16 protein-coding genes are annotated in these 20,423 nt (G+C 67.4%); 9 read left to right on the forward strand and 7 right to left on the reverse strand.

Annotated features, from left to right (window positions below):
* Nucleotides 1-7: 7 nt before the first annotated feature.
* Nucleotides 8-2,518: a DegT/DnrJ/EryC1/StrS family aminotransferase gene (locus HUU99_RS03600; protein ID WP_174285241.1), complete on the forward strand. Its 2,511-nt coding sequence runs from the start codon at nt 8-10 to the stop codon at nt 2,516-2,518.
* The gene (locus HUU99_RS03605) at nt 2,515-3,639 is read left to right on the forward strand and encodes a glycosyltransferase family 2 protein (RefSeq protein ID WP_174285205.1); all 1,125 of its coding nucleotides are present in this window, start codon (nt 2,515-2,517) and stop codon (nt 3,637-3,639) included. Before HUU99_RS03600 ends, HUU99_RS03605 begins: the two co-directional genes overlap by 4 nt.
* Here the strand turns inward: HUU99_RS03605 and HUU99_RS03610 are convergent.
* Entirely contained in the window at nt 3,585-4,286 is a 702-nt protein-coding gene (locus HUU99_RS03610) for a murein L,D-transpeptidase catalytic domain family protein (RefSeq protein WP_174285206.1), read from the reverse strand. The genes HUU99_RS03605 and HUU99_RS03610 overlap by 55 nt on opposite strands.
* A gap of 198 nt (nt 4,287-4,484) precedes the next feature.
* Between HUU99_RS03610 and HUU99_RS03615 the strand changes: the two genes are divergently transcribed.
* Nucleotides 4,485-5,081 (forward strand): L,D-transpeptidase family protein, encoded by a 597-nt coding sequence (locus HUU99_RS03615; RefSeq protein ID WP_174285207.1) that lies wholly within the window; start codon nt 4,485-4,487, stop codon nt 5,079-5,081.
* A gap of 82 nt (nt 5,082-5,163) precedes the next feature.
* Here the strand turns inward: HUU99_RS03615 and HUU99_RS03620 are convergent, their stop codons facing one another.
* The 5 genes from HUU99_RS03620 to HUU99_RS03640 all read right to left on the reverse strand — a co-directional run bounded on the left by HUU99_RS03620 (nt 5,164) and on the right by HUU99_RS03640 (nt 11,347).
* Complete coding sequence (locus tag HUU99_RS03620; protein ID WP_174285208.1) at nt 5,164-5,307, reverse strand: lmo0937 family membrane protein; 144 nt, start codon at nt 5,305-5,307, stop codon at nt 5,164-5,166.
* Nucleotides 5,308-5,435: 128 nt separating this feature from the next.
* On the reverse strand, nt 5,436-6,161 hold the full coding sequence (locus HUU99_RS03625) for a class I SAM-dependent methyltransferase (RefSeq protein ID WP_174285209.1): 726 nt from the start codon (nt 6,159-6,161) through the stop codon (nt 5,436-5,438).
* Nucleotides 6,162-6,170: 9 nt separating this feature from the next.
* Entirely contained in the window at nt 6,171-7,298 is a 1,128-nt protein-coding gene (gene prfB, locus HUU99_RS03630; RefSeq protein WP_174285210.1) for a peptide chain release factor 2, read from the reverse strand.
* Nucleotides 7,299-7,465: 167 nt separating this feature from the next.
* Nucleotides 7,466-9,949, reverse strand: coding sequence for a penicillin-binding protein 1A (locus HUU99_RS03635; protein ID WP_174285211.1), 2,484 nt, complete (start codon nt 9,947-9,949; stop codon nt 7,466-7,468).
* Between the two features lie 147 nt (nt 9,950-10,096).
* Complete coding sequence (locus HUU99_RS03640; protein WP_174285212.1) at nt 10,097-11,347, reverse strand: N-acetylmuramoyl-L-alanine amidase family protein; 1,251 nt, start codon at nt 11,345-11,347, stop codon at nt 10,097-10,099.
* A 479-nt stretch (nt 11,348-11,826) separates the two neighbouring features.
* Here HUU99_RS03640 and HUU99_RS03645 point away from each other — a divergent pair, with 479 nt between their 5' ends.
* The 6 genes from HUU99_RS03645 to HUU99_RS03670 all read left to right on the forward strand — a co-directional run bounded on the left by HUU99_RS03645 (nt 11,827) and on the right by HUU99_RS03670 (nt 19,477).
* The gene (locus HUU99_RS03645; protein ID WP_174285242.1) at nt 11,827-14,526 is read left to right on the forward strand and encodes an Rne/Rng family ribonuclease; all 2,700 of its coding nucleotides are present in this window, start codon (nt 11,827-11,829) and stop codon (nt 14,524-14,526) included.
* Nucleotides 14,527-14,785: 259 nt separating this feature from the next.
* Complete coding sequence (locus tag HUU99_RS03650) at nt 14,786-16,129, forward strand: M48 family metalloprotease (protein ID WP_174285213.1); 1,344 nt, start codon at nt 14,786-14,788, stop codon at nt 16,127-16,129.
* Nucleotides 16,126-16,848 (forward strand): DsbA family protein, encoded by a 723-nt coding sequence (locus HUU99_RS03655; RefSeq protein ID WP_174285214.1) that lies wholly within the window; start codon nt 16,126-16,128, stop codon nt 16,846-16,848. The genes HUU99_RS03650 and HUU99_RS03655 overlap by 4 nt, the downstream gene beginning before the upstream one ends.
* A gap of 3 nt (nt 16,849-16,851) precedes the next feature.
* Nucleotides 16,852-17,787 (forward strand): ABC transporter ATP-binding protein, encoded by a 936-nt coding sequence (locus tag HUU99_RS03660; RefSeq protein ID WP_174285215.1) that lies wholly within the window; start codon nt 16,852-16,854, stop codon nt 17,785-17,787.
* Nucleotides 17,788-17,885: 98 nt separating this feature from the next.
* On the forward strand, nt 17,886-18,686 hold the full coding sequence (locus HUU99_RS03665; RefSeq protein ID WP_254602900.1) for a GIY-YIG nuclease family protein: 801 nt from the start codon (nt 17,886-17,888) through the stop codon (nt 18,684-18,686).
* Complete coding sequence (locus HUU99_RS03670) at nt 18,683-19,477, forward strand: ABC transporter permease (protein WP_174285217.1); 795 nt, start codon at nt 18,683-18,685, stop codon at nt 19,475-19,477. Before HUU99_RS03665 ends, HUU99_RS03670 begins: the two co-directional genes overlap by 4 nt.
* Nucleotides 19,478-19,594: 117 nt before the next feature.
* Here HUU99_RS03670 and HUU99_RS03675 read toward each other — a convergent pair whose 3' ends face one another.
* The gene (locus HUU99_RS03675; RefSeq protein WP_174285218.1) at nt 19,595-20,398 is read right to left on the reverse strand and encodes a DUF815 domain-containing protein; all 804 of its coding nucleotides are present in this window, start codon (nt 20,396-20,398) and stop codon (nt 19,595-19,597) included.
* Between the last annotated feature and the right edge of the window lie 25 nt (nt 20,399-20,423).

The raw sequence follows: 20,423 nt of genomic DNA on the forward strand, positions 1-20,423 counted from the left end.
AATGTCGATGCCAAAGCCGCTGCCCCTGATCGCACCCAATCCGCCGCGACTGAGCGATCATGTCGCCGCGCTCAAGCGGATCGAGGCGTCCGGCATCTACAGCAATGGCGGGCCCGAGGTCCGCGGGTTCGAAGCGGCGATCACGGCGCGATTGTTCGGCGGTCGCGGCGCATGCCTGGCGGTCGCCAACGCGACGCTCGGGCTGATGATCGCGATCCGCGAAGCGACCGGGTTCGACGCCAGACCCGGGACGCTCGCGCTGATGCCCGCGCTGACCTTCGCGGCGACCGCACAGGCCGCGGCGTGGACCGGACTGACGCCGCTGATCTGCGATGTCGATCCGGACGACTGGAGCGCGGCCGCGGCGGAGGAGGAACGGCTGCTTCGTCATTACGGTGCGCGGATCGGCGTCGTCATCCCCTATGCGACGTTCGGCAACGCCATCGATATCGATCGATATCGCCGCTACGCCCGCGATTACGGCGTCGGGATCGTCGTGGACGCCGCGGCGTCGCTCGGCACGATCGCCGACGACGGCACCGCGTTCGGCACCGACGCGCCATTCGCGGTCGTCCATTCGATGCATGCGACCAAGACCTTCGCGGTCGCCGAGGGTGGCCTGATCCACTGCGCCGACGCGGCACGGATCGCACGGCTGCGCGCGATGACGAATTTCGGATTCGAAAGCGGGCGCAGCGCGACACTGCCCGGCATCAATGCGAAACTGCCCGAGGTCATCGCGGTCCTGGCACGCGCGAAGCTGGACGGACTGGACGCGACCGCGGCGCACCGCGCGCTGCTGGAGGCGACGTACCGCGCGCAACTCGGCGATCTGACCTTGCAACACGTCGCCGGGCGACGTCGGGCGACGCAGTTCATGCCGGTGCTGTTGCCGGGCGATATCGCCGACCGCCGTGATGCCGTCGACGCCGCGTTGGCCGGCGCTGGCATCGGGTCGGGCCGCTATTTCAGCCCGCATCTCGGTCAGCAGCCCTGGTTCTGCCGCACCGCGCTGATCGAGCCGACCCCGGTCGCGGACGATGTCGCAGGCCGCATGCTGTCGCTGCCGATCACCGATGCGATGTCGATCGACGATGTCGCGCGAATCACGTCCGCGCTTCATCGCGCGATCCGGGCCGTACAAACGCGCCGCCCGGCGAGCGTCGCTGCACCAAGGATCGCCGGACTCGTCGTCGTCGGCGGCGGCCCGGCGGGCACCGCGCTGCTGACCGCGGCGGCGAAGAACGGCCGGCTGGCCGATCTGGCGCGCGCCGGCCTGGTGGTGGTCGACCGCGACGATGCGATCGGCGGCGGTCGGCTTGGTCAGTTCGCGATCACCTCCGATTCCACCGCGCAGACCTTTCTGACCGCGGTCGAGGGTAATCCGCATCCCGACATCGCCGCACTCGCCGACCATCCCGCGGCGCGCGCGGTAGCGGCGCATTGCGGGGTGCCGCCCGGCGGGCCGGGCGGGGCGATCGGCGTGCCGCTGGTCGAGATCGGGCCGTTCCTTCGCGCCACCGGCGCGGCGCTGACCGGGATCGTCCGCGATGCCGGCGGCAGCGTGCTGACGGGTCATGTGGCCTTGCGCGCCGAACGCCGCGGTGACGGACTGTGGAATGTCCGGCTGAAACGGGCGGCCGACGGGCTTGAGATCGACCAATTGGCGCGCAACGTCGTCATCGCCACCGGTGGTCACCAGCCGATCGACCGGCTGGCGGCGCAGCAGGTCGGTGGCGCACCCCTGATCGACCTGGCGAATGGCCGGTTGTTGCAATCCGACGAAGTCCTTTCGGTCGGCGGGTTCGCGCGTGTCGCCGATCTCGTCTCGACGTGCCGCGCGCCGCGCATCGCCGTCGTCGGCGGATCGACGAGCGCATTGACCACGATCGCGCTGCTTTTGAAGGGCAACCCTCCACTGCCGCTTGGTGCGAACGCGGTCACGTTGCTGCATCGCCGCCCACTGCGACCCTTCTACCCTTCCGCCGAGGCGGCACTGGCGGAAGGGTTCACCGATTTCGGACCGGACGATGTCTGCCCCGTCTCGGGTTTCGTCTACCGGCTGGGCGGTTTCCGGCTGGAGGCGCGCGACCTGGTCCTGCGGATGCTCGGCGTCGATGGCCGCACGCCCGATCCGCGAGTCACGCTTCACCGGATCACGGGCGACGAGGATGCGGCGTCACGCGCGGTGATCCGCGATGCCGATCTGGTCATCGCCGCGCTCGGTTATCGCCCCCACGCGCTGCCGGTGCATGGCGAGGACGGCACGCCGATCGCGCTCGCCGCCACGGCGGGCGGTGCGATGGTCGACCCGCATTGCCGCGTGCGCGCCGCCGACGGCACGGCGATCCCGGGATTGTACGGCATCGGTCTGGCCGCCGGGTTCGTCCCCTGGGGCAGCCTGGGCGGCGAGGCGAGCTTCAGCGGTCAGGCCAACGGGCTGTGGCTGTGGCAGAACGATGTCGGATCGATGATCATCGAGCAGATCCTCGGCCAAAAGGCGCGGGCCGCCGCATGACCGCGCCCGCCGCCCGTCCCGCCGCCGATCCCACCGCCGATCCCGCGGTCAGCATCGTCATGGCGGCGTATAACGGCGCGGCGTTGCTGCCGCCGACGCTGGCGAGCGTATCGGCGCAGAGCTTCGGCGATTTCGAATTGCTGGTCGTCGACGATCGATCGACCGACGATACCCGCGACATCGTCGCCGCCTGGCCCGATGCGCGAATCCGCCTGATCGCGCTCCCCGAAAACGGCGGACCGGTCAACGCGCGCAACCGCGCGGTCGCCGAAGCGCGCGGCCGGTTTATCGCGGGGCTCGATCAGGACGATCTCTGTCGGCCCGACCGGCTGGCGCGACAGGTCGCCTATCTGGACGCGCACCCGCAAATCGTGCTGGTCGGGGCCAATGCCGACAATCTGTACGGGGATACGCTGCGTCCGCCCACCTATGCGCCGATCACCACGCCGGCGCTCGTCACCTGGTTGTCGTGGATCGAAAATCCGCTCGTCTGGTCGTCGGTGATGATGCGCGGCGACGCGGCGCGCGCGCTGTCCCCCTTCACCCGGCCCGATCTGTCCTGCGCCGAGGACTTCAACCTGTATCACCGCATCCAGCAGGCCGGCGGCCTCGCGCGGATCGACGATGTGCTGCTCGCGTATCGCCAGCATCCCGGCGGGATGTCGAAACGCTATGCGACGCTGATGCACGCCAGCGCCACCACCGCGCTGGCGGACGTTCACCGCCCGATCCTGGGCGACCGTGCGGACACGATCGCAGCGCTGCTGGTCCGGCACAATATGGGCAAGCAGCCCGTCCCCGACCGCGCGACCTTGTGGATGCTCGGCAACGGGATCGCGACGCTGCAGACGGCGTTCCTGGCGTCGCACCCCTGCGACGCGACGGACCTGCGGCTGATCCGCTGGGAGACCGCGCGCCGCTGGGCCGGCATCGGGCGCGCCGCGCTGCGGACGGGGAGCGTCCGCCTGCACGAGGTACTGGCGGTCCGGCCCGACCATCTGGGTCTGGGCTATGCGGGCATCGATGCGCTGATGTGGTCGGCGATGGTCGGCGGCGGTCGCCGCGGTCAGGCTTTCGTGGAAAAAATCATCCGCCCGGCCCCGAGCCGCGCGAACACCTGATCCAGGTCGCCCTCGCCGACCGCGAAACATCCCTGGCTTCGACCGAGCATCCCGTGGGTACGGAGCATGTCGGGGTTCGAATACCAGGCCGAATGCACGACGATGGCACGCGACAGCGCGTTGCTGTTGGTCGGATCGAGCCCGATCAGCCGCTGCGACCGGCCATGTTTGCCGACATAATAATCCGCGGTCAGGAAGCTGCCTTCCGACGACGCGTTCGAGCCGGGATCGTTCGAGAAACGCTTCAGGAAACCGGTATGCGTCGGATCCGATCCGCTGCCATGCGCGACCAGGAACGAGGTGCTGTGCCCGTTTTGCAGATCGACGAGATGGAACCGGGCCTGCGCCGACGACGCGGCGAAATCGGCGATCGCGATCCGGTCGCGGTGCTGGACCGCGTCGCCGTGCCGATCGAGCGCGGCGAGCGCATGGCGGAACACATCGGGGCGGACGACCCGCGGCGATGTGGTCACCACCGGTTGCATCACCCCCGCATTGGGGATCGGCGGTTGCGACAGGGGACGGAGATCGCGTGCGGTGATCCGGTGGGCAGCCGAAAGCGGTCCCGATACCATCAACGCGCCCGTCAACGACAGACCGCCCCGCAGCAAGGCACGCCGCGACCGTACCGAATCATGATCGATCATCGAAATTCCCGAAAGCCCGATTGATCCCCCACACCGCGTATAGCGCAGGAGTGCTGAACTTTCTGCCGCGTTATCCGTCGCTTGCGACCTCGTTCCCGGGTTTCGCCGCGTTCGGCGAACGCTTCGTCGCGGATGGCACGCAATTGCCGGTCGCGCGTTTGGCAGGAAACGAATCGATCCATCCGGAAGGGAAGGTCAATGCGGCACTTTTCAATCGCGCTCGGAATCGCTTCGATGGCGTTCGCGGCCGGGCCGATACAGGCATCGGCCGCGACCGGCAGCGCGGACGCGGTCGAGACCGCCGCCGCGGCATTGTCCGCCAATCAGTTCGTGTGGAACGACACCGGCAGCAGCGAAGCCGTCAGCATCGTCGTCAGCCTGGGCACGCAACAGGCCTTCGTCTATCGCGGCCAGCGATTGGTCGCCGCCTCGGCGATCTCGTCGGGCCGGGACGGGAAGGACACGCCGACGGGCAGTTACACGATCCTGCAGAAGGACGTGGATCACCGGTCCAACCTGTACAATGCGGCGCGCATGCCGTTCATGCAGCGGCTGACCTGGGACGGGGTGGCGATCCATGCGGGCAACAATCCCGGCTTCCCCGCGTCGCATGGCTGCATCCGCGTGCCGATGGCGTTCGCCAAAAAATTGTTCGCGATCACCGATGTGGGAACGACCGTGGTCGTGACGAACGACGCGGTCGACAGCCGCAACCCGCCCCAGCCGGTATTCGCATCCTCGACGGACGCCGAGACCCAAGCAGCGAACGCCGCAAGTCTGAGCGGCGCACATTGACCATATGACGAAAAACCCCGGCGGATCGACCGCCGGGGTTTTCGTCCGCGCCGGATCGACGCGAGCGGAGACTATCGTCCCGTCAGGCGCGCCGGCCGGTGATGAGCTGGAACAGGACCACGATGACCGCGACGACGATCAGGATGTGGATCAGGCCACCCGCGATATGCAGCGAGAAACCAAGTGCCCACAGCACCAGCAGAATGATTGCGATCGTCCAAAGCATCGAGTGACCTTCCCTTTTGACCCCGAGCCTTGCAGCAAACCCGCCCGGCTTCGCACGAACAACAAGAGGCGAAGCAAAGCGTTCCCGCAAGGTCTCCGCAACGTAGGTTAATATCTTTCCACTACGGGTCAACCCAGCCGGCAGGGCTTGATCGCGGCGGGTTCGGGGCGCGGTCCGGTGGCGCGGAATTCGGCGAGATAGCCGCCCGCGGACGGCATGTCGCTCACCGCGACCTCCAGATAGCCTACCGCGGCGAATTCGCATTTCAGGAGCGCGGGGGGCGTGCCGTGATCCTGCGTCGGGCGATTCGCGTCGACCACCACGATCAACCCGTCGGGCTTCAGCGAAGGCCGCATCCGCCACAGGAATTCATAGGGCCGTTCGATCTCGTGATACATATGAACCATCACGACCCGGTCGAAACTGGCGGGTGGCAGCCGCGGGTCCGCGGGCGACCCCAGCCGAACGCTGACATTGTCCAGCCGCTCGCGCGCGACCCGGTCCGCCAGCGCGTCGCGGACGTTCGCGAAGATGTCCTCCGCCAGCACGCGACCGTCCTTGCCGACGCGCGCGGCGAGGCGGATGGTGTAATAGCCCTCGCCCGCGCCGATATCGGCGACGGTCATGCCGGGTTTGATCCCGCTCTTGGCCATCACGTCGCCCGCCTCGTTGACGCGGTCGCGGTCCTGCTCGGTCGACCAGCGCGCGGAGACGATGTGCGCGACCGGGCGATCGGCGGCGGGGAACGGACCTGGCGGCTTGGGATCGTGCCTGATGAGCGCGGACGATCCGTCGCAGGCGGCAAGGAAGAGAGCGACGACCAACACAAGGGGAGAGGGGGTAAAAAGCGACATCCTGCTCACCTACTCCACGTCCTCCACCTCGGCGACTTCGCCGGTCACGCGTTGCGACAGCGCCGCCGCCATGAACGCGTCGAGGTCGCCGTCGAGCACGTCGGACGGACTGGTCGAGGTTACGCCGGTGCGCAGGTCCTTCACCATCTGATACGGCTGCAGCACGTACGAACGGATCTGGTGACCCCAGCCGATATCGGTCTTGCCCGCATTCTCGGCATTTGCCGCCGCCTCGCGGATCGCGAGTTCGCGCTCGTACAGCCGGGCGCGGAGCTGATTATACGCCTCCGCCTTGTTCTTGTGCTGCGATCGCTGGTTCTGGCACTGCACCACGATGCCCGTGGGAACGTGCGTTATCCGCACCGCGCTGTCGGTCGTGTTGATGTGCTGACCGCCCGCTCCGCTCGCACGGTAGGTGTCGATGCGCAGGTCGCTCTCGTTATACTCGACCTCGATATTGTCGTCGACGACGGGATAGACCCACACGCTGGCGAACGACGTATGCCGCCGCGCCGCGCTGTCATACGGGCTGATCCGGACCAGGCGGTGGACGCCGCTTTCGGTCTTGGCATAGCCGTAGGCGTTCTCACCCTTCAGCAGCAATGTCGCGGATTTGATCCCCGCCTGCTCGCCCGAATGCTGGTCGATCAGTTCGACCTTCAGCCCGTGGCGTTCCCCCCAGCGCGAATACATCCGGCTGAGCATCCCGGCCCAATCCTGGCTCTCGGTCCCGCCGGCACCGGCATTCACCTCGACATAGGTATCGTTGCCGTCCGCCTCGCCCGCCAGCAATGCCTTGACCTTGTCGCGGTCCGCGCGTGCGGCGAGATCGGCGAGCGCCTGGACGCCGTCCGCCTCCATCGCGGTATCGCCCTCGGCCTCGGCCATCTCGATCAGCTCGACATTGTCGCTGAGTTCGCTTTCGATGGCGCGCGTCGCCGCGATCGCCTCGTCCAGCCGGCGGCGTTCGCGCATCACCGCCTGCGCGGCCTTTGGATCGGACCACAAGGCCTGATCCTCGACCCGCGCGTTCAGTTCGTCGAGGCGACGGAGCGCACGATCCCAATCGAGGAAGCGGCGCAGCAGCGCCAGCGCCTCGTTGATCGTCTCGACATGGGCCTGCGCTTCGGCGCGCATGGTGTTTTCTCCGGTTCCGCGGGAGGATCGTAACCGCCCGCATTCATATATAGTTAGCCCGGAGCGATTTGCTTCCGGCTCCGCCGTTCGCCCGAGACTGTCGAAGGGCATGTTTTGGGACATGTGCTTCGACAAGCTCAGCACGAACGGAAACTTGGAGTGCGCCTCTAATAAATGCCGCCCTGCTTTTGCAAGAAATCGCTGTCGCGCGGCGTATCGGCGCGCGCGGCGGCGGGGCCGCCCGTCGTCGCCGAAGCAGGCCCGGCACGACGCGCGGCGCGGCGCGGTTCGCTTTCGGGCTTGAACGCTTCCCAGATCACCGCCGGCTTGGGATCGCTCATGTCGGGCCAGGTGCCGAACACCGGCTTGCCGCTGGCGCGGTCGATCCGGACCATGCGGATGCCGGCGGGCGCACGGAACGGCAGCTTCTCCATGCCCTCATAGGCCTTGGCGGCCCATTGCTTGAAGATCGGCGCGGCGATTGTCCCGCCCTGCGCCGAACCGCCGAGCGGCTTCGGGCTGTCATAGCCGATATAGAGCCCGCCGATGAACTGCGGGGTGCCGCCGATGAACCAGACGTCGGTGGGGCCGTTGTTGGTCCCCGTCTTGCCGAACATCGGCCGGCCCAGCTCGTGCAGCGTCACCGCGGTGCCGCGCTGGATCACGCCTTCGGTGATGTGGACCATCTGGAACGCGGTCATCGGATCGATGACCTGTTTCAGGCGGGACGGCGGCCGCGGCATCGCCTTGCCGTTCCAGTCGGGCGCGTTGCACCCGTCGCAGCCGCGCCAATTCTCGGGCAGGATCACCTTGCCGTGACGGTCCTGGACGAAATCGATCAGCGTCGGCGCGTTGCCCCGGCCCTGATTGGCCAGCATCGCGAACGCGTTGACCATGCGACCGACCGTCGTCTCACCGGCACCGAGCGCATAGGACAGATAGGGCGGGAAACTGCCGACGCCCATCGCCTTGATCCGGTCGACGACCTTGGGCATGCCGATCGCCGCGGCGGCGTGGACGGTCATCAGGTTGCGCGACTGTTCGATGCCCCAGCGCATCGTGTGCGGCCCCGAACTGCCCTCGTTGCCGAAATTCTTGAAGCATTTCTGCCCCAGTCGCGCGCCCTGATACACGCAGAACGGCGCATCCATCAGGATCGTCGCGGGCGACATTCCATTGTCGAGCGCGGCGGAATAGACGATCGGCTTGATCGCCGACCCCGTCTGGCGTTCGGCCTGCTCGGCGCGATTGAACGCCTGGATCCGCGCGTCGAAACCGCCCTGCATCGCCAGCACCCGCCCGGTCGACTGTTCCTCCGCGACGAACCCGCCGGACACTTTCGGTATCGCGCGGAGCGCGAAGCGCGTGGCGCTGCCACCCTCGGGCGCGACGGCGATGATGTCGCCGGGCTTCAGTGCGGCATAGGCGGTGCCACCCTTGCCGCGGACGGGCATCGAGGCTGCGCTGGCGTCCATCGTGCCGGACTGCCCGTCGGCGAAACCGATCTTCGCCGCGCCGCCCTCGCGCGCGATCACGATCCCGGCGCGCCAGTCCTGGTAATCGAGCGCGATATTGGTGTTCAGCAGCGCCTGCCGCCAATTCTCGCCGTCGATGTCGACATGCCGGATCGGCCCGTTCCACCCGCGCCCGCGATCATAGCGGATCAGCCCGTCCCTGAGCGACTGCGCCGCCAGGTCCTGCAATCGCGTATCGAGCGAGGTGCGCACCCACAGCCCGCCGGAGTACACGCTGAACGGCCCGTCGTTCGCGGTTTCGCCGAACGTGTCGATCAACTGGCGGCGGACCTCTTCGATGAAATAGCCGCTCACCGCCTCGAACTTGGGCGTCTGGCGCAGCACAGCGCCGATCGGCTCGGCGTCCGCCGCTGCATATTGGGACCGATTGATGAAGCCGTTCTTCAGCATTTCCGCCAGCACATAATGCCGCCGCTCCAACGCGCGGTCGGTATGGCGGAACGGATCGTAATTCGCCGGGCCCTTTGGCAGGATCGCCAGATAGGCATATTGCGCGAGGTCGAGTTCGGGCAGTTCCTTGTCGAAATAGGCATGGCTCGCCGCCTCGACCCCGAACGCATTGCGGCCGAGCGCGATCTGATTGAGATACAGTTCGAGGATCTGCTGTTTGGTCAGCGCGTTCTCGATCTTGTAGGCAAGGATCGCCTCCTTCAGCTTGCGCGAATAGCTCGCCTCGTTGCCGACCAGCAGGTTCTTCGCGACCTGCTGCGTGATCGTCGACGTGCCGCGCGGCGTGGCACCGTGCGCGATCCCCTGATAGGCGGCGCGCGCGACGCCGCCATAATCGACGCCGTGATGTTCGAAGAAATTCTTGTCCTCCGCGGACAGGAACGCGCCGACCATCAGGGGGGGATATTCGGCATAGGACAATTCGACGCGGCGTTCGCGCGCATAGCTGTGGATCGGCGCGCCGTCATTGCCGCGGACGTTGGTCGGCAGCGGCGGTTCGTATGCGCGCAGACCGTCGACCGAGGGCAATTGGCGGATGACGATCAGCCACAGCAACGCATAGGCGATCGCGACGAGCAAGGCCGCGACGACCAGCAGCTTCACCCACCAGCGCGACCAGGCACCGCGGGCGCGGAATTTCAGGGAAAGGAGAGCATCGGACGCCATGGACTGGCCTGCGCGTCTAGCATGTTCCGGCGAGGGGGAAAGGGGGATGCGATCCGGTCCGCTGCTGTCTTCGTCACCCCGGCTCAAGGCCGGGGCGACGGATGGGCGCACCTGGTCTCGACGGCGCGTGCAGACGCCGGAAAGGGTCTACCGCGACGCCATCCGCCGCGCGAAATGCACCTCGACCGCGTTCGACACGCTTTGCGCGATGCGGTGGCGGCCGTCCGCGCTGTCGAGGAACGCGGCATCCCCGGGGTTCGAGATATAACCCGTCTCGAACAGGATCGACGGCATGTCGGGGGCCTTCAGCACCATCAGCGACGCCATGCGGTGGAAATTGGCCTTGAGCGGCATCAGCGGCTTGGCCTCGCGGCCAAGCAGCCGGGCGAAATCGGCGGAGGAATTCATCGTCTCGCGCTGCGTCAGGTCGATCAGGATCGACGATACGTCCGCAGGCGCATCGCCGAGATTCACGCCGGAGATGATGTCCGCCTTGTTCTCGCGCGCCGCCAGCCGTGCGGCCTCCTTGTCGGATGCGACCTCGGACAAGGTATAGGCCGACGCGCCCGTCGCAATGTCCGCGCCCGGCCCCCGCCCGACGCTGTCGCAGTGGATCGAGATGAACAGGTTCGCATGCAGCCGCCGCGCGATACCGAAGCGTTCGCGAAGCACGAGATACCGGTCGTCGTCGCGGGTCAGCGCCACGCGCACCCGCCCGCTCGCCAGCAGTTCGTCGCGGATCGCCCTGGCGACTCGCAGGGTCACGTCCTTTTCGCGGATACCCGACGGGCCGATCGCGCCGGGATCGACCCCGCCATGTCCCGGATCGATGACGACCAGCGGCCGCGAATCGTCGCCCGCCACGCGCGGCAACGGCAGCGCCTTGGCCGGCGGCGGTACGGGGATCGACACCTTGTAGCGCGACGACGCGCGGCTACCCCAGTTGAACGGGAAGAAATCGAGCGGACCGGCGATGCTCGCCGCGGCGAAGCGCGCTTCGTCGACCGGCTGCAGCGCCAGCGTCAGTTCGCGGCCATCGCCGTCGAAGCCGCCGTCGGACACCACCGCCGGCTCGGCGAGGTCGAGCGTGATCCGCGTGCCGTCGCCGTGCCGCGCCTCGCGCACCGCGGTCACCAGGCCCGACGGGCGCACCGCGCGCCCCGGGGTCACGCCGACGACGTCGATCGCGATTCGCTGCGGTCCGTCCAGGACGGTGCTGGAGGCGTTCGCGACCCGGTCGTCGAAATGCACGACCACGCGCCCCGCCTCGATCGCTATCCGATCGATCGTCGCGGCGAAGGCCGGCATGCCGAACAGGCCGCCCAGCAACAAGGCAAGGATCGTCAACACGCGCCGGCCATGCCGCGGCGCACCTCGTCCGGTCCAGCGAAAAGCCATGTGAACCCCTTTGATCGTCGACCGTTATCGAACGGTCGGTCTAGGGATCGGCATCGCAATACACGGTTGCCGGGCGCGGTTAATACGGCGTTCGGCAATATTTTGCCGGCAAGGCGGCAAGGGCGCGCCGGTTGCGAAGCCGCGGTCGCGATGCTACGCGTGTTCTGCACCGGTGCATTCGTTCGACAGACTTCGTTCGACAGGATAGCGCCGGCCATCGGCACCCCGTTCGGGTCCTGCCTATTAGGTTGACGCTCGCATGACGCATTCCCCTCGTTCGCCCGACCGACCGGCCCTTGCCGGCGGTTCGAATGGCGTGCGGGTGCCGCAGGACAGGTTCGTCCCGGCTGGTCTTCGAGCAGAGGCACATTCGTTCACCGGCGGACCCGGCGCCACGCGCCGCCCCGCCATTTATTATGGCGCGCGACGGCAGCTATCAGGCCCGGCGCGCGCGTGGAGACCATATAATGACCATGCGTATGCTGATCGACGCACGCCACCGGGAGGAAACCCGGGTGGCGGTCGTCAACGGGAATCGGATCGAGGAATTTGATTTCGAAAGTGCCGAGCGCAAGCAGCTCAAGGGCAATATCTATCTAGCCAAGGTCACCCGGGTCGAACCGTCCCTGCAGGCGGCGTTCGTCGATTATGGCGGCAACCGCCACGGTTTCCTGGCGTTTTCGGAGATCCATCCGGATTATTACCAGATCCCCAAGGAAGACCGCGACGCGCTGCTGCGCGAAGAGGCCGAACACGCCGCCGAAGAGGCCGCGCTTCGCGCCGAACATGACGCGGACGACGATGCCGACGAGTCCGAAGACGACGATGAGCATTTCGAGGATGACGGCGGCCGCGATCCGGACGTCGCGGATGAAGCCGACTATGAAGAGGGCGATCGCCCCAAGTCGCGGTCCAGCGGCCAGGACGATCAGGTCGAGGCGCTTCGCCAGCGCCGGATGAATCTGCGCCGTCGCTACAAGATCCAGGACGTCATCCGTCGCCGCCAGGTCCTGCTGGTACAGGTCGTCAAGGAAGAACGCGGCAACAAGGGTGCGGCGCTGACGTCGTATCTGTCGCTCGCCGGCCGCTACTGCGTGCTGATGCCCAACACGTCGCATGGCGGCGGGATCAGCCGCAAGATCAGCAATGCCGGCGATCGCAAGCGGCTGAAGACCATCATGGCCGATCTGGCGCTGCCTTCGTCGATGGGATGCATCGTCCGCACCGCCGGGCTGCAGCGCACCAAGGTCGAGATCAAGCGCGACTTCGATTACCTCGCGCGCCTGTGGGACGGCATCCGCGAGACGACGCTGTCCTCCTCCGCACCGGCGCTGATCTACGGCGACAGCGATCTCATCAAGCGCGCGATCCGCGACATCTACAACCGCGAGATCGACGAGGTCGTGGTCGAGGGCGAGGAAGGCTATCGCCAGGCGAAGGAGTTCATGAAGCTCCTGATGCCGAGCCACGCGCGCAAGGTGAAGCATTATTCCGACGCGGTCCCGCTGTTCCAGCGCGCGCATGTCGAGGAACAATTGGCGGCGATGTACCACCCCGTCGTCCAGCTGAAATCGGGCGGCTATCTGGTCATCAATCCGACCGAAGCCCTGGTGTCGATCGACATCAACTCGGGGAGGTCGACCCGCGAACATTCGATCGAACAGACCGCGACCGCGACCAATCTCGAAGCCGCGCAGGAGATCGCGCGCCAGCTGCGGCTTCGCGACATGGCCGGCCTCGTCGTCATCGACTTCATCGACATGGACAACAATTCCAATGTCCGCAAAGTCGAGAAGTGCATGAAGGAGGCGCTGAAGAACGATCGCGCGCGTATCCAGGTCGGCCGCATCTCCAGCTTCGGCCTCATGGAAATGAGCCGCCAGCGGCTTCGCACCGGTGTGCTGGAAGCGTCGACCCGCGCCTGCCCGCATTGCGAGGGTACCGGCCTGGTCCGCACCGCCTCCTCCGCCGGCCTGTCCGCGCTTCGCCTGATCGAGGACGAGGCCGCGCGCGGTCGCGGTTCGCTGCTGACGCTGCGCGCGAGCCAGGAGGCGGCGATCTACGTGCTCAACCGCAAGCGCGCGGACATCGCCGAGATCGAGGATCGCTACGGCGTCCATGTCGAGATCCTTCCCGATCGCGAGGAAGAGGGCGCGCACATGTCGGTCGAGGCCAGCGGCCCGCCGCCGAGCCACGCGCCGCGCTTCGAAGCGCCGATCGAAGACGTCGATGACGACATCCCCGAGGAGATCGAGCTCGACGAGGAAGAGGAGGTCGTGGACGACGAGGCGGAGGAGCGCTCCAACGATCGCGCGCCGCGCCAGCCGCGCGCCGACCGCGAGAGCGGGGATGGCGATGGCCAGAAGCGCCGCCGCCGCCGCCGTGGCCGCCGCAACCGCAATCGTCCCGACGAGGGCGGCGAGGCCGGTGACTCGACGGACGAGATGACCGGCGACGAAACGGCTGCCGACGAGACGGCCGGCGCGGACGAGCCCGGTGCCGTGGAGGGAACCGAGGAATACGCAGGCGGGGTGCCGGCACGCGACCAGACCGATCCGCAGGAAGGCGAAGGCCGTCGTCGGCGCGGTCGGCGGGGTCGGCGCGGCGGTCGTCGCAGCGGCGGGGCGGAGACCAATGTTCCGGCGGCGGGCGAGGACGAGGGTGTCGAGACCGCATTACCGCTCGAGGAGCCGGCGGACGCGGGCGATTCGGGTCCGGTGACATCGCCGCTCGACATCGCCGCGGCTGCGGCCGAGGCAAAACCCGACATACCCAAGACGCGCCGACGGCCACGCGCCCGGAGCGCCGCGCCCGAGGCATCCGTCGCTGCGGACGCGGCCCCGGTCGAAGCTCCTGCCGAGCCGGACGCCGATGCCCCGGCCAAGCCGCGCCGCGGCCGCCGCAAGGCTGCACCGGTCGAAGCGGAAGCCGCACCCGAACCCGTAGCGGCCGTCGAGGCGGAAGCCGTGGCCGCCGAAGCGCCGAAGCGTCGCGGTCGCCCGCGCAAGGCGGCGGCGGAGCCCGTCGTCGAGGCACCCGTCGTCGAGGCACCGGCTATGGAAGAAGCCTCTGCCGCCTCGGCCCCGGACACCGCACCGGCGGCGAACGACGTCGAGCATGGGAATGGCGACGGCGAACCGCGTCGCGGCGGCTGGTGGCAGCGCACCTTCGGCGCGTGATCGAACGCCCGGCCCGGCGTCCTGCGTCGGGCCGGATTCGAGCCGCAGCGCAATGCCGAAGCGCCACCGCGGCTCGCAATGTTGGCGTTTCCATGCCAGGGCCGGCATCATGTCGATGATCGACCTCCGAGCACATCGCGACCCGCGGACCGCCGGATTTATCGCGGGGGGCGTTTCCGGGCGGGACGTAGCGTGTGGTTCGTCCACTTCCGCGCCGCAAAAGGGCCCGTCGGCCGCGCGAATCGATCGTAGCGGCGGCATGAAGCGCCTTCTCGCCATCGCCGCCGCATCGCTGCTCGTCTGTGCGCAGCCCGCCGCCGCGCAGTCGATCCTGCGCGATGCGGAGACCGAGGCGATGTTCGCGCAGATGGCGACCCCGCTCGTCACCGCCGCCGGCCTTTCGCCGCGCACCGTGAAGGTCGTGCTGATCCAGGACGATTCGATCAACGCCTTCACCGCGGGCGGGCAGACCATCTACGTCAATTCGGGCCTGCTCCAGGTCGCGGACAACGCCAACCAGGTCCAGGGCGTGATCGCGCACGAGCTCGGCCATGTCGCGGACGGTCATGTGATCCTGGCGGATGCCGGGGCGAAGCCGGCGCTAGGCATCCAGATCCTCAGCATGGTCGTCGGGCTCGCCGCCATTGCCGCCGGCGCGGGCGAAGCGGGCGCGGGGGTCATGGCCGCCGGGCAGCAGGCCGCGCTCGGCAAATATCTCGCGTTCAGCCGCACGACGGAAGCGACCGCGGATGCGACCGGCGCAAAATTCCTGCGCGAAGCCAACATCTCCGGCCGTGGGATGCTGAGTTTCTTCAAGAAGCTGCAGAACGAGGAATATGCCTATGGCCTGCAGAATATAGACCCGTTCATGCAGACGCATCCGCTGTCGGGCGAGCGGATCCAGACGCTGTCCGCCGATCTGCAGGCGTCGCCTGCCTGGAACAACAAACCCGACGCCGTGCTGGAGGAGCGTTTCAAGCGGGTGAAGGCCAAGCTGGAAGGCTATGTCGCCCCCGCAGACCGGACGCTCCACGATTATCCGCCGACCGACCAAAGCATCTATGCGCATTATGCGCGGGCTTACGCCTATCACAAGGGCGGCTACCCCGACAAAGCCGATGCCGAGACGGTGGCGCTGATCCGCGCCGAGCCGCACGACCCGTATTTCCTCGAAATCCGCGGCCAGATCCTGCTGGAGGCGGGCGATCCGGTCGCGGCGATCCCGGTGCTGCGCGATGCGACCGAGCGATCGGACGGCAATCCGCTGATCGCGACGACCTATGGTCACGCGCTGGTCGCGACCGACAACAAGGCGAATTATCCCGAGGCGATCCGCGTGCTGAAGGCCGCGGTCGGGCGGGACGACGACAATCCGTTCGGCTGGTTCCAGCTCGGTTCGGCGTATGAGGCGAGCGGCGACACCGCACGCGCCGCGCTGGCGACCGCGGAACAGGCGAGCATGCGCGGCGATACCCGGACAGCGGTGCAGAGCGCGCGCTATGCGATGGCCAATATCCCGCCCAATACCAGCGACTGGATCCGCGCGCAGGACATCGCGATGACGTCGCAGGACGAACTGCGCGACAAGAAGCATCGCAAATGAGGAACTGGATCCTTCCCGCGGTCGCCGCGGTCGCCGGCGGTGTCGGCGTCTGGGGCTATGACCGGTTCGCGGCACCGGGCGGTGCCGAGCAGGTCCGGATTGAACGCATCGTCCATAATTACGTCCTGACGCATCCCGAGATCGTGTCCGACGCGATGCACCGGCTGCAGGACCGCGACACCGCCGCCGCGATCGCCGCGAATCGCGCGGCGATCACCGCGCCGGTCGGCGACGCCTGGGCCGGCAATGCGAAGGGCGACGTCACCGTCGTCGAATATTACGACTATAATTGCGGGTATTGCCGCGCCAGCCTGCCGATCATCGACCAGCTGGTGGCGAGCGACCCGAATGTCCGCGTGGTGTTCCGCGATCTGCCGATCCTGGCACCATCGAGCGGGGTCGCCGCGCAGATGAGCATCGCCGCCGCGCGCGCCGGGCGGTTCAAGCCGTTCCACGACGCGCTCTACGCCGCCGGCCCCGTGACCGACGCGACGATCGCCGCATCGGCGCGCAAGGCGGGGCTCGATCCCGCCACGCTGAACCGCGACGCACAGTCGCCCGCGGTCGTCGACACGGTGCGCGCGAACCTCGCCACGCAACGCGCGCTCGGGCTGACCGGCACGCCCAGCTTCGTGATCGGCAACCGCTTGCTGACGGGCGCGCAGCCGCTCGCCGACCTGCAGGCCGCGATCGCCGACGCGCGCAAGCGCGGAGCATAGATCATGGCCGACACGATCCTGTCCGTCGCCGGCGTTTCCAAGACCTATGCCGGCGGCACGACCGCGCTGCATTCGGTCGATCTCGATATCCGCCGCGGCGAGATCTTCGCGCTGCTGGGCCCCAACGGCGCGGGCAAGACGACGCTCATCAGCATCATCTGCGGGATCGTGACGCCGTCGACGGGCAGCATCACGGTCGACGGCCACGATGCGCTAACCGATTACAAGGCGGCGCGGGGGATGATCGGGCTGGTCCCGCAGGAACTGTCGACCGACGCGTTCGAGACGGTGATCGCGACCGTCACCTTCAGCCGCCGGCTGTTCGGCAAATCGGGCCACAGCGCGTATATCGAGCAGGTGCTGCGCGACCTGTCGCTGTGGGACAAGCGCAAGTCGAAGATCATGCAATTGTCCGGCGGGATGAAGCGGCGGGTGCTGATCGCCAAGGCGCTGGCGCACGAACCCGATATCCTGTTCCTCGACGAACCCACCGCGGGTGTCGACGTGGCGCTTCGCCGCGACATGTGGAAGCTGGTCCACCGCCTGCGGGAACGCGGTACGACGATCATCCTGACGACGCATTATATCGAGGAGGCCGAGGCGATGGCCGACCGCGTCGGCGTGATCGCGAAGGGGAAGCTGCTGCTGGTCGACGACAAGGCGGCGCTGATGGCGAAGCTCGGCAAGCGCGAACTCGACCTCGCGCTCGCGGAGCCGATGGCGACGATCCCCGCCGCGCTCGCCAATTGGGATCTGTCGCTGCAGGACGAGGGGCGGCGGCTGCGTTACGTCTTCGACGCCCGCGCCGAACATACCGGCATCCCGTCGCTGCTCCGCACGCTCGGCGACCTAGGAATCGGCTTCACCGATCTGGAGACGTCGCGGTCGAGTTTGGAAGATATCTTCGTCGATCTTGTCCAAAGCAGGGATGCCGCATGACTAGTGCGACAGGGCGATCGCTCGAACTCTATTACGTCGACGGAAAGCCGGACGGGATGGTTACCGCCGAACTGTTCAACTGGACCGGCCATGTCCTGATGACGCCGCGGACGCAGATCGCCGCGGCGTTGATGCGAACGGAGGCGCGCCATGCGGGTGTCTATATCCTGATCGGCGAACAAGAGGGCGAACCCCGCGCGTATATCGGCGAGGGCGAGGACATCGCCGAGCGCCTGAAGGCGCATGACGTTCGCAAGCAATGGTGGACGACCGCGGTCCTGGTCACGGCCGCGGCCAACAAGCTGAACAAGGCGCATGTTCGCTATCTCGAAGCGCGACTGATCGCAGAGGCTCGTTTGACGGGCCGCGTGCCGCTGGACAATGGCACGACGCCCACGGTGCCTTCGCTGAGCGAAGCCGACATCGCGAAGATGGAAGCGTTCCTCGACAATCTGATGGTGGTCCTGCCTGCGGTACGCGTGGACCTGTTCATCCAGCGCGCCCGACCGCCTGTTCCGACCGCGGCCGTCGTCGCCGTTGAATCGGAAGCGCCACGGTTCACGCTGGATTATCGAAAGCGCGCAATTCGGGCCACCGCGGTGTTGGTGAATGGCGAGTTCATTGTCGAAGCGGGCTCATTGGCGCGGGAGAGTTGGGCCGGGTTAGAAACGCATTACTGCGCCTCGCTCTTTGCCGAATTGGTGCGCGCAGTGATCTTGGTTCCACAAGGCGACCACAACGTCTTCACCCAGAACTATGCGTTTAGCAGCCCCAGCGCGGCCGCCGCAATTGTATACGGGCGTTCGGCCAATGGTCAGGTGGCGTGGCGTACCGAGCCGAGTGGCCTGACATACCGCGATTGGGAAGCCCTTCAGCTCGACCGGGAAGCAAACGCATGACGACCGCTTCAGCCTCTCGCGCCCCAACCATCAACACCCACGGTATCTGGGCGATCTACCGGTTCGAAATGGCGCGCGCGCTTCGGACGTTGTGGCAGAGCCTCGTCACCCCCGTCATCACGACGTCGCTGTATTTCGTCGTCTTCGGCGGCGCGATCGGCAGCCGGATGCAGACGGTGGGCGGGGTCGGCTATGGCAGCTTCATCGTTCCCGGGCTCATCATGCTGTCGCTGCTGACGCAGAGCATATCGAACGCGTCGATCGGCATCTACTTCCCCAAATTCACCGGCACGATCTACGAACTGCTCTCCGCCCCCGTATCGCCGATCGAACTCGTCATCGGCTATGTCGGCGCGGCGGCGACCAAGTCGGTGGCGCTCGGGCTCATCATCCTGGCGACCGCTGGACTGTTCGTGCCGCTCGCCATCCTGCATCCGGGCGCGATGACCCTGTTCCTGCTGCTGACCGCGGTCGCGTTCAGCCTATTCGGGTTCATCATCGGGATATGGGCGAACGGGTTCGAGCAGCTGACGATCGTGCCGGCGCTGCTCATCACGCCGCTGACGTTCCTCGGCGGTGCGTTCTATTCGATCGACATGCTGCCCCAGCCCTGGCGGACGGTCAGCCTGTTCAACCCGGTCGTGTATCTGGTCTCCGGATTCCGCTGGAGCTTCTTCGGCAAGGGCGACGTGTCGGTCGGGATCAGCCTGGGGGTGACGGCGTTCTTCCTGCTGCTGTGCCTGGGCGTGATCGCGGTGATCTTCAGGACCGGGTGGCGGCTGAAGAACTAGCCAGGCCCCCTCCCCGCCGAAGGCCGGGGCCCAAATGCGAGACGATTATTGAAGAGCGACACGCGCCTTTACCACGGCCTTGGCCATTGGGCCCCGGCCTTCGCCGGGGAGAGGAAATCAGAGCGACCGCCCCGCCCGGCCCGCCAGCTCGACGACATATTGCCACGCCACCCGCCCCGAGCGGCTGCCCCGCCTGGTCGCCCATTCGATCGCATCGGCAGGGTCGAACGCCAGTCCGTGCGCCGCCGCATAGCCGGCGACGATCGCCAGATAGCCGTCCTGGTCGAGCGCGTGGAAACCGAGGCTCAGCCCGAACCGGTCGGCGAGCGCGAGGTGATCGTCGACCGCATCGCGCGGATTGATCGCGCTTTCCTGTTCGGCGATGTCGCGGGGCTGGAGATGGCGGCGATTGGCGGTCACGAGCAACCGGATGTTCGCCGGACGCGGTTCAGCGCCTCCCTCCAGCATCGATCGAAGCATCCGCGCATCGCCGGCATTGTCGAAGCCGAGATCGTCGACGAACAGCACGAAGGCCCGCGGCACCGCTGCCAGCGTCGCGAACAGGACCGGCAGACGATCGAGCGCGGTCGTCTCGACCAGCGCGATATCGTCATCCTCCGCCTGGACCGCGGCGACCGCGCTTTTCACCAGCGCCGACTTGCCCGTGCCCCGCGCGCCCCATAGCAATGCGTCCTGCGCGGCATGACCCGCGGCGTGCCGGCGCAGATTGGCGAGCAATGCCGTCTTCTGCCGATCGATCCCGTACAGCATCGCCAGCGGCAACGGCGCAAACGCACGCGCCGCGATCAGCGTGCCGTCGAGCCAGACATAGGCCGGATGCGCCAGCGGATCGGCGGGGGCCGGCAGCGGCGGCGACAGCCGTTCGAGTGCGGCGGCGATGCGGTCGAGGGGATCGGTCACGCCTGCGCCCTACCCCGCGCCCGCC

Source organism: Sphingomonas bacterium, assembly GCF_903642285.1.
Taxonomy (GTDB): Bacteria; Pseudomonadota; Alphaproteobacteria; order Sphingomonadales; family Sphingomonadaceae; genus Sphingomonas.

What these genes read in the sequence shown, in the direction of transcription:
- HUU99_RS03600 (WP_174285241.1), top strand. Translation starts at nt 8, where the DNA reads ATGCCAAAGCCGCTGCCCCTGATCGCACCCAATCCGCCGCGACTGAGC.
- HUU99_RS03605 (WP_174285205.1), top strand. Translation starts at nt 2,515, where the DNA reads ATGACCGCGCCCGCCGCCCGTCCCGCCGCCGATCCCACCGCCGATCCC.
- HUU99_RS03610 (WP_174285206.1), bottom strand. Translation starts at nt 4,286, where the DNA reads ATGATCGATCATGATTCGGTACGGTCGCGGCGTGCCTTGCTGCGGGGC.
- HUU99_RS03615 (WP_174285207.1), top strand. Translation starts at nt 4,485, where the DNA reads ATGCGGCACTTTTCAATCGCGCTCGGAATCGCTTCGATGGCGTTCGCG.
- HUU99_RS03620 (WP_174285208.1), bottom strand. Translation starts at nt 5,307, where the DNA reads ATGCTTTGGACGATCGCAATCATTCTGCTGGTGCTGTGGGCACTTGGT.
- HUU99_RS03625 (WP_174285209.1), bottom strand. Translation starts at nt 6,161, where the DNA reads ATGTCGCTTTTTACCCCCTCTCCCCTTGTGTTGGTCGTCGCTCTCTTC.
- prfB (WP_174285210.1), bottom strand. Translation starts at nt 7,298, where the DNA reads ATGCGCGCCGAAGCGCAGGCCCATGTCGAGACGATCAACGAGGCGCTG.
- HUU99_RS03635 (WP_174285211.1), bottom strand. Translation starts at nt 9,949, where the DNA reads ATGGCGTCCGATGCTCTCCTTTCCCTGAAATTCCGCGCCCGCGGTGCC.
- HUU99_RS03640 (WP_174285212.1), bottom strand. Translation starts at nt 11,347, where the DNA reads ATGGCTTTTCGCTGGACCGGACGAGGTGCGCCGCGGCATGGCCGGCGC.
- HUU99_RS03645 (WP_174285242.1), top strand. Translation starts at nt 11,827, where the DNA reads ATGCTGATCGACGCACGCCACCGGGAGGAAACCCGGGTGGCGGTCGTC.
- HUU99_RS03650 (WP_174285213.1), top strand. Translation starts at nt 14,786, where the DNA reads ATGAAGCGCCTTCTCGCCATCGCCGCCGCATCGCTGCTCGTCTGTGCG.
- HUU99_RS03655 (WP_174285214.1), top strand. Translation starts at nt 16,126, where the DNA reads ATGAGGAACTGGATCCTTCCCGCGGTCGCCGCGGTCGCCGGCGGTGTC.
- HUU99_RS03660 (WP_174285215.1), top strand. Translation starts at nt 16,852, where the DNA reads ATGGCCGACACGATCCTGTCCGTCGCCGGCGTTTCCAAGACCTATGCC.
- HUU99_RS03665 (WP_254602900.1), top strand. Translation starts at nt 17,886, where the DNA reads ATGACGCCGCGGACGCAGATCGCCGCGGCGTTGATGCGAACGGAGGCG.
- HUU99_RS03670 (WP_174285217.1), top strand. Translation starts at nt 18,683, where the DNA reads ATGACGACCGCTTCAGCCTCTCGCGCCCCAACCATCAACACCCACGGT.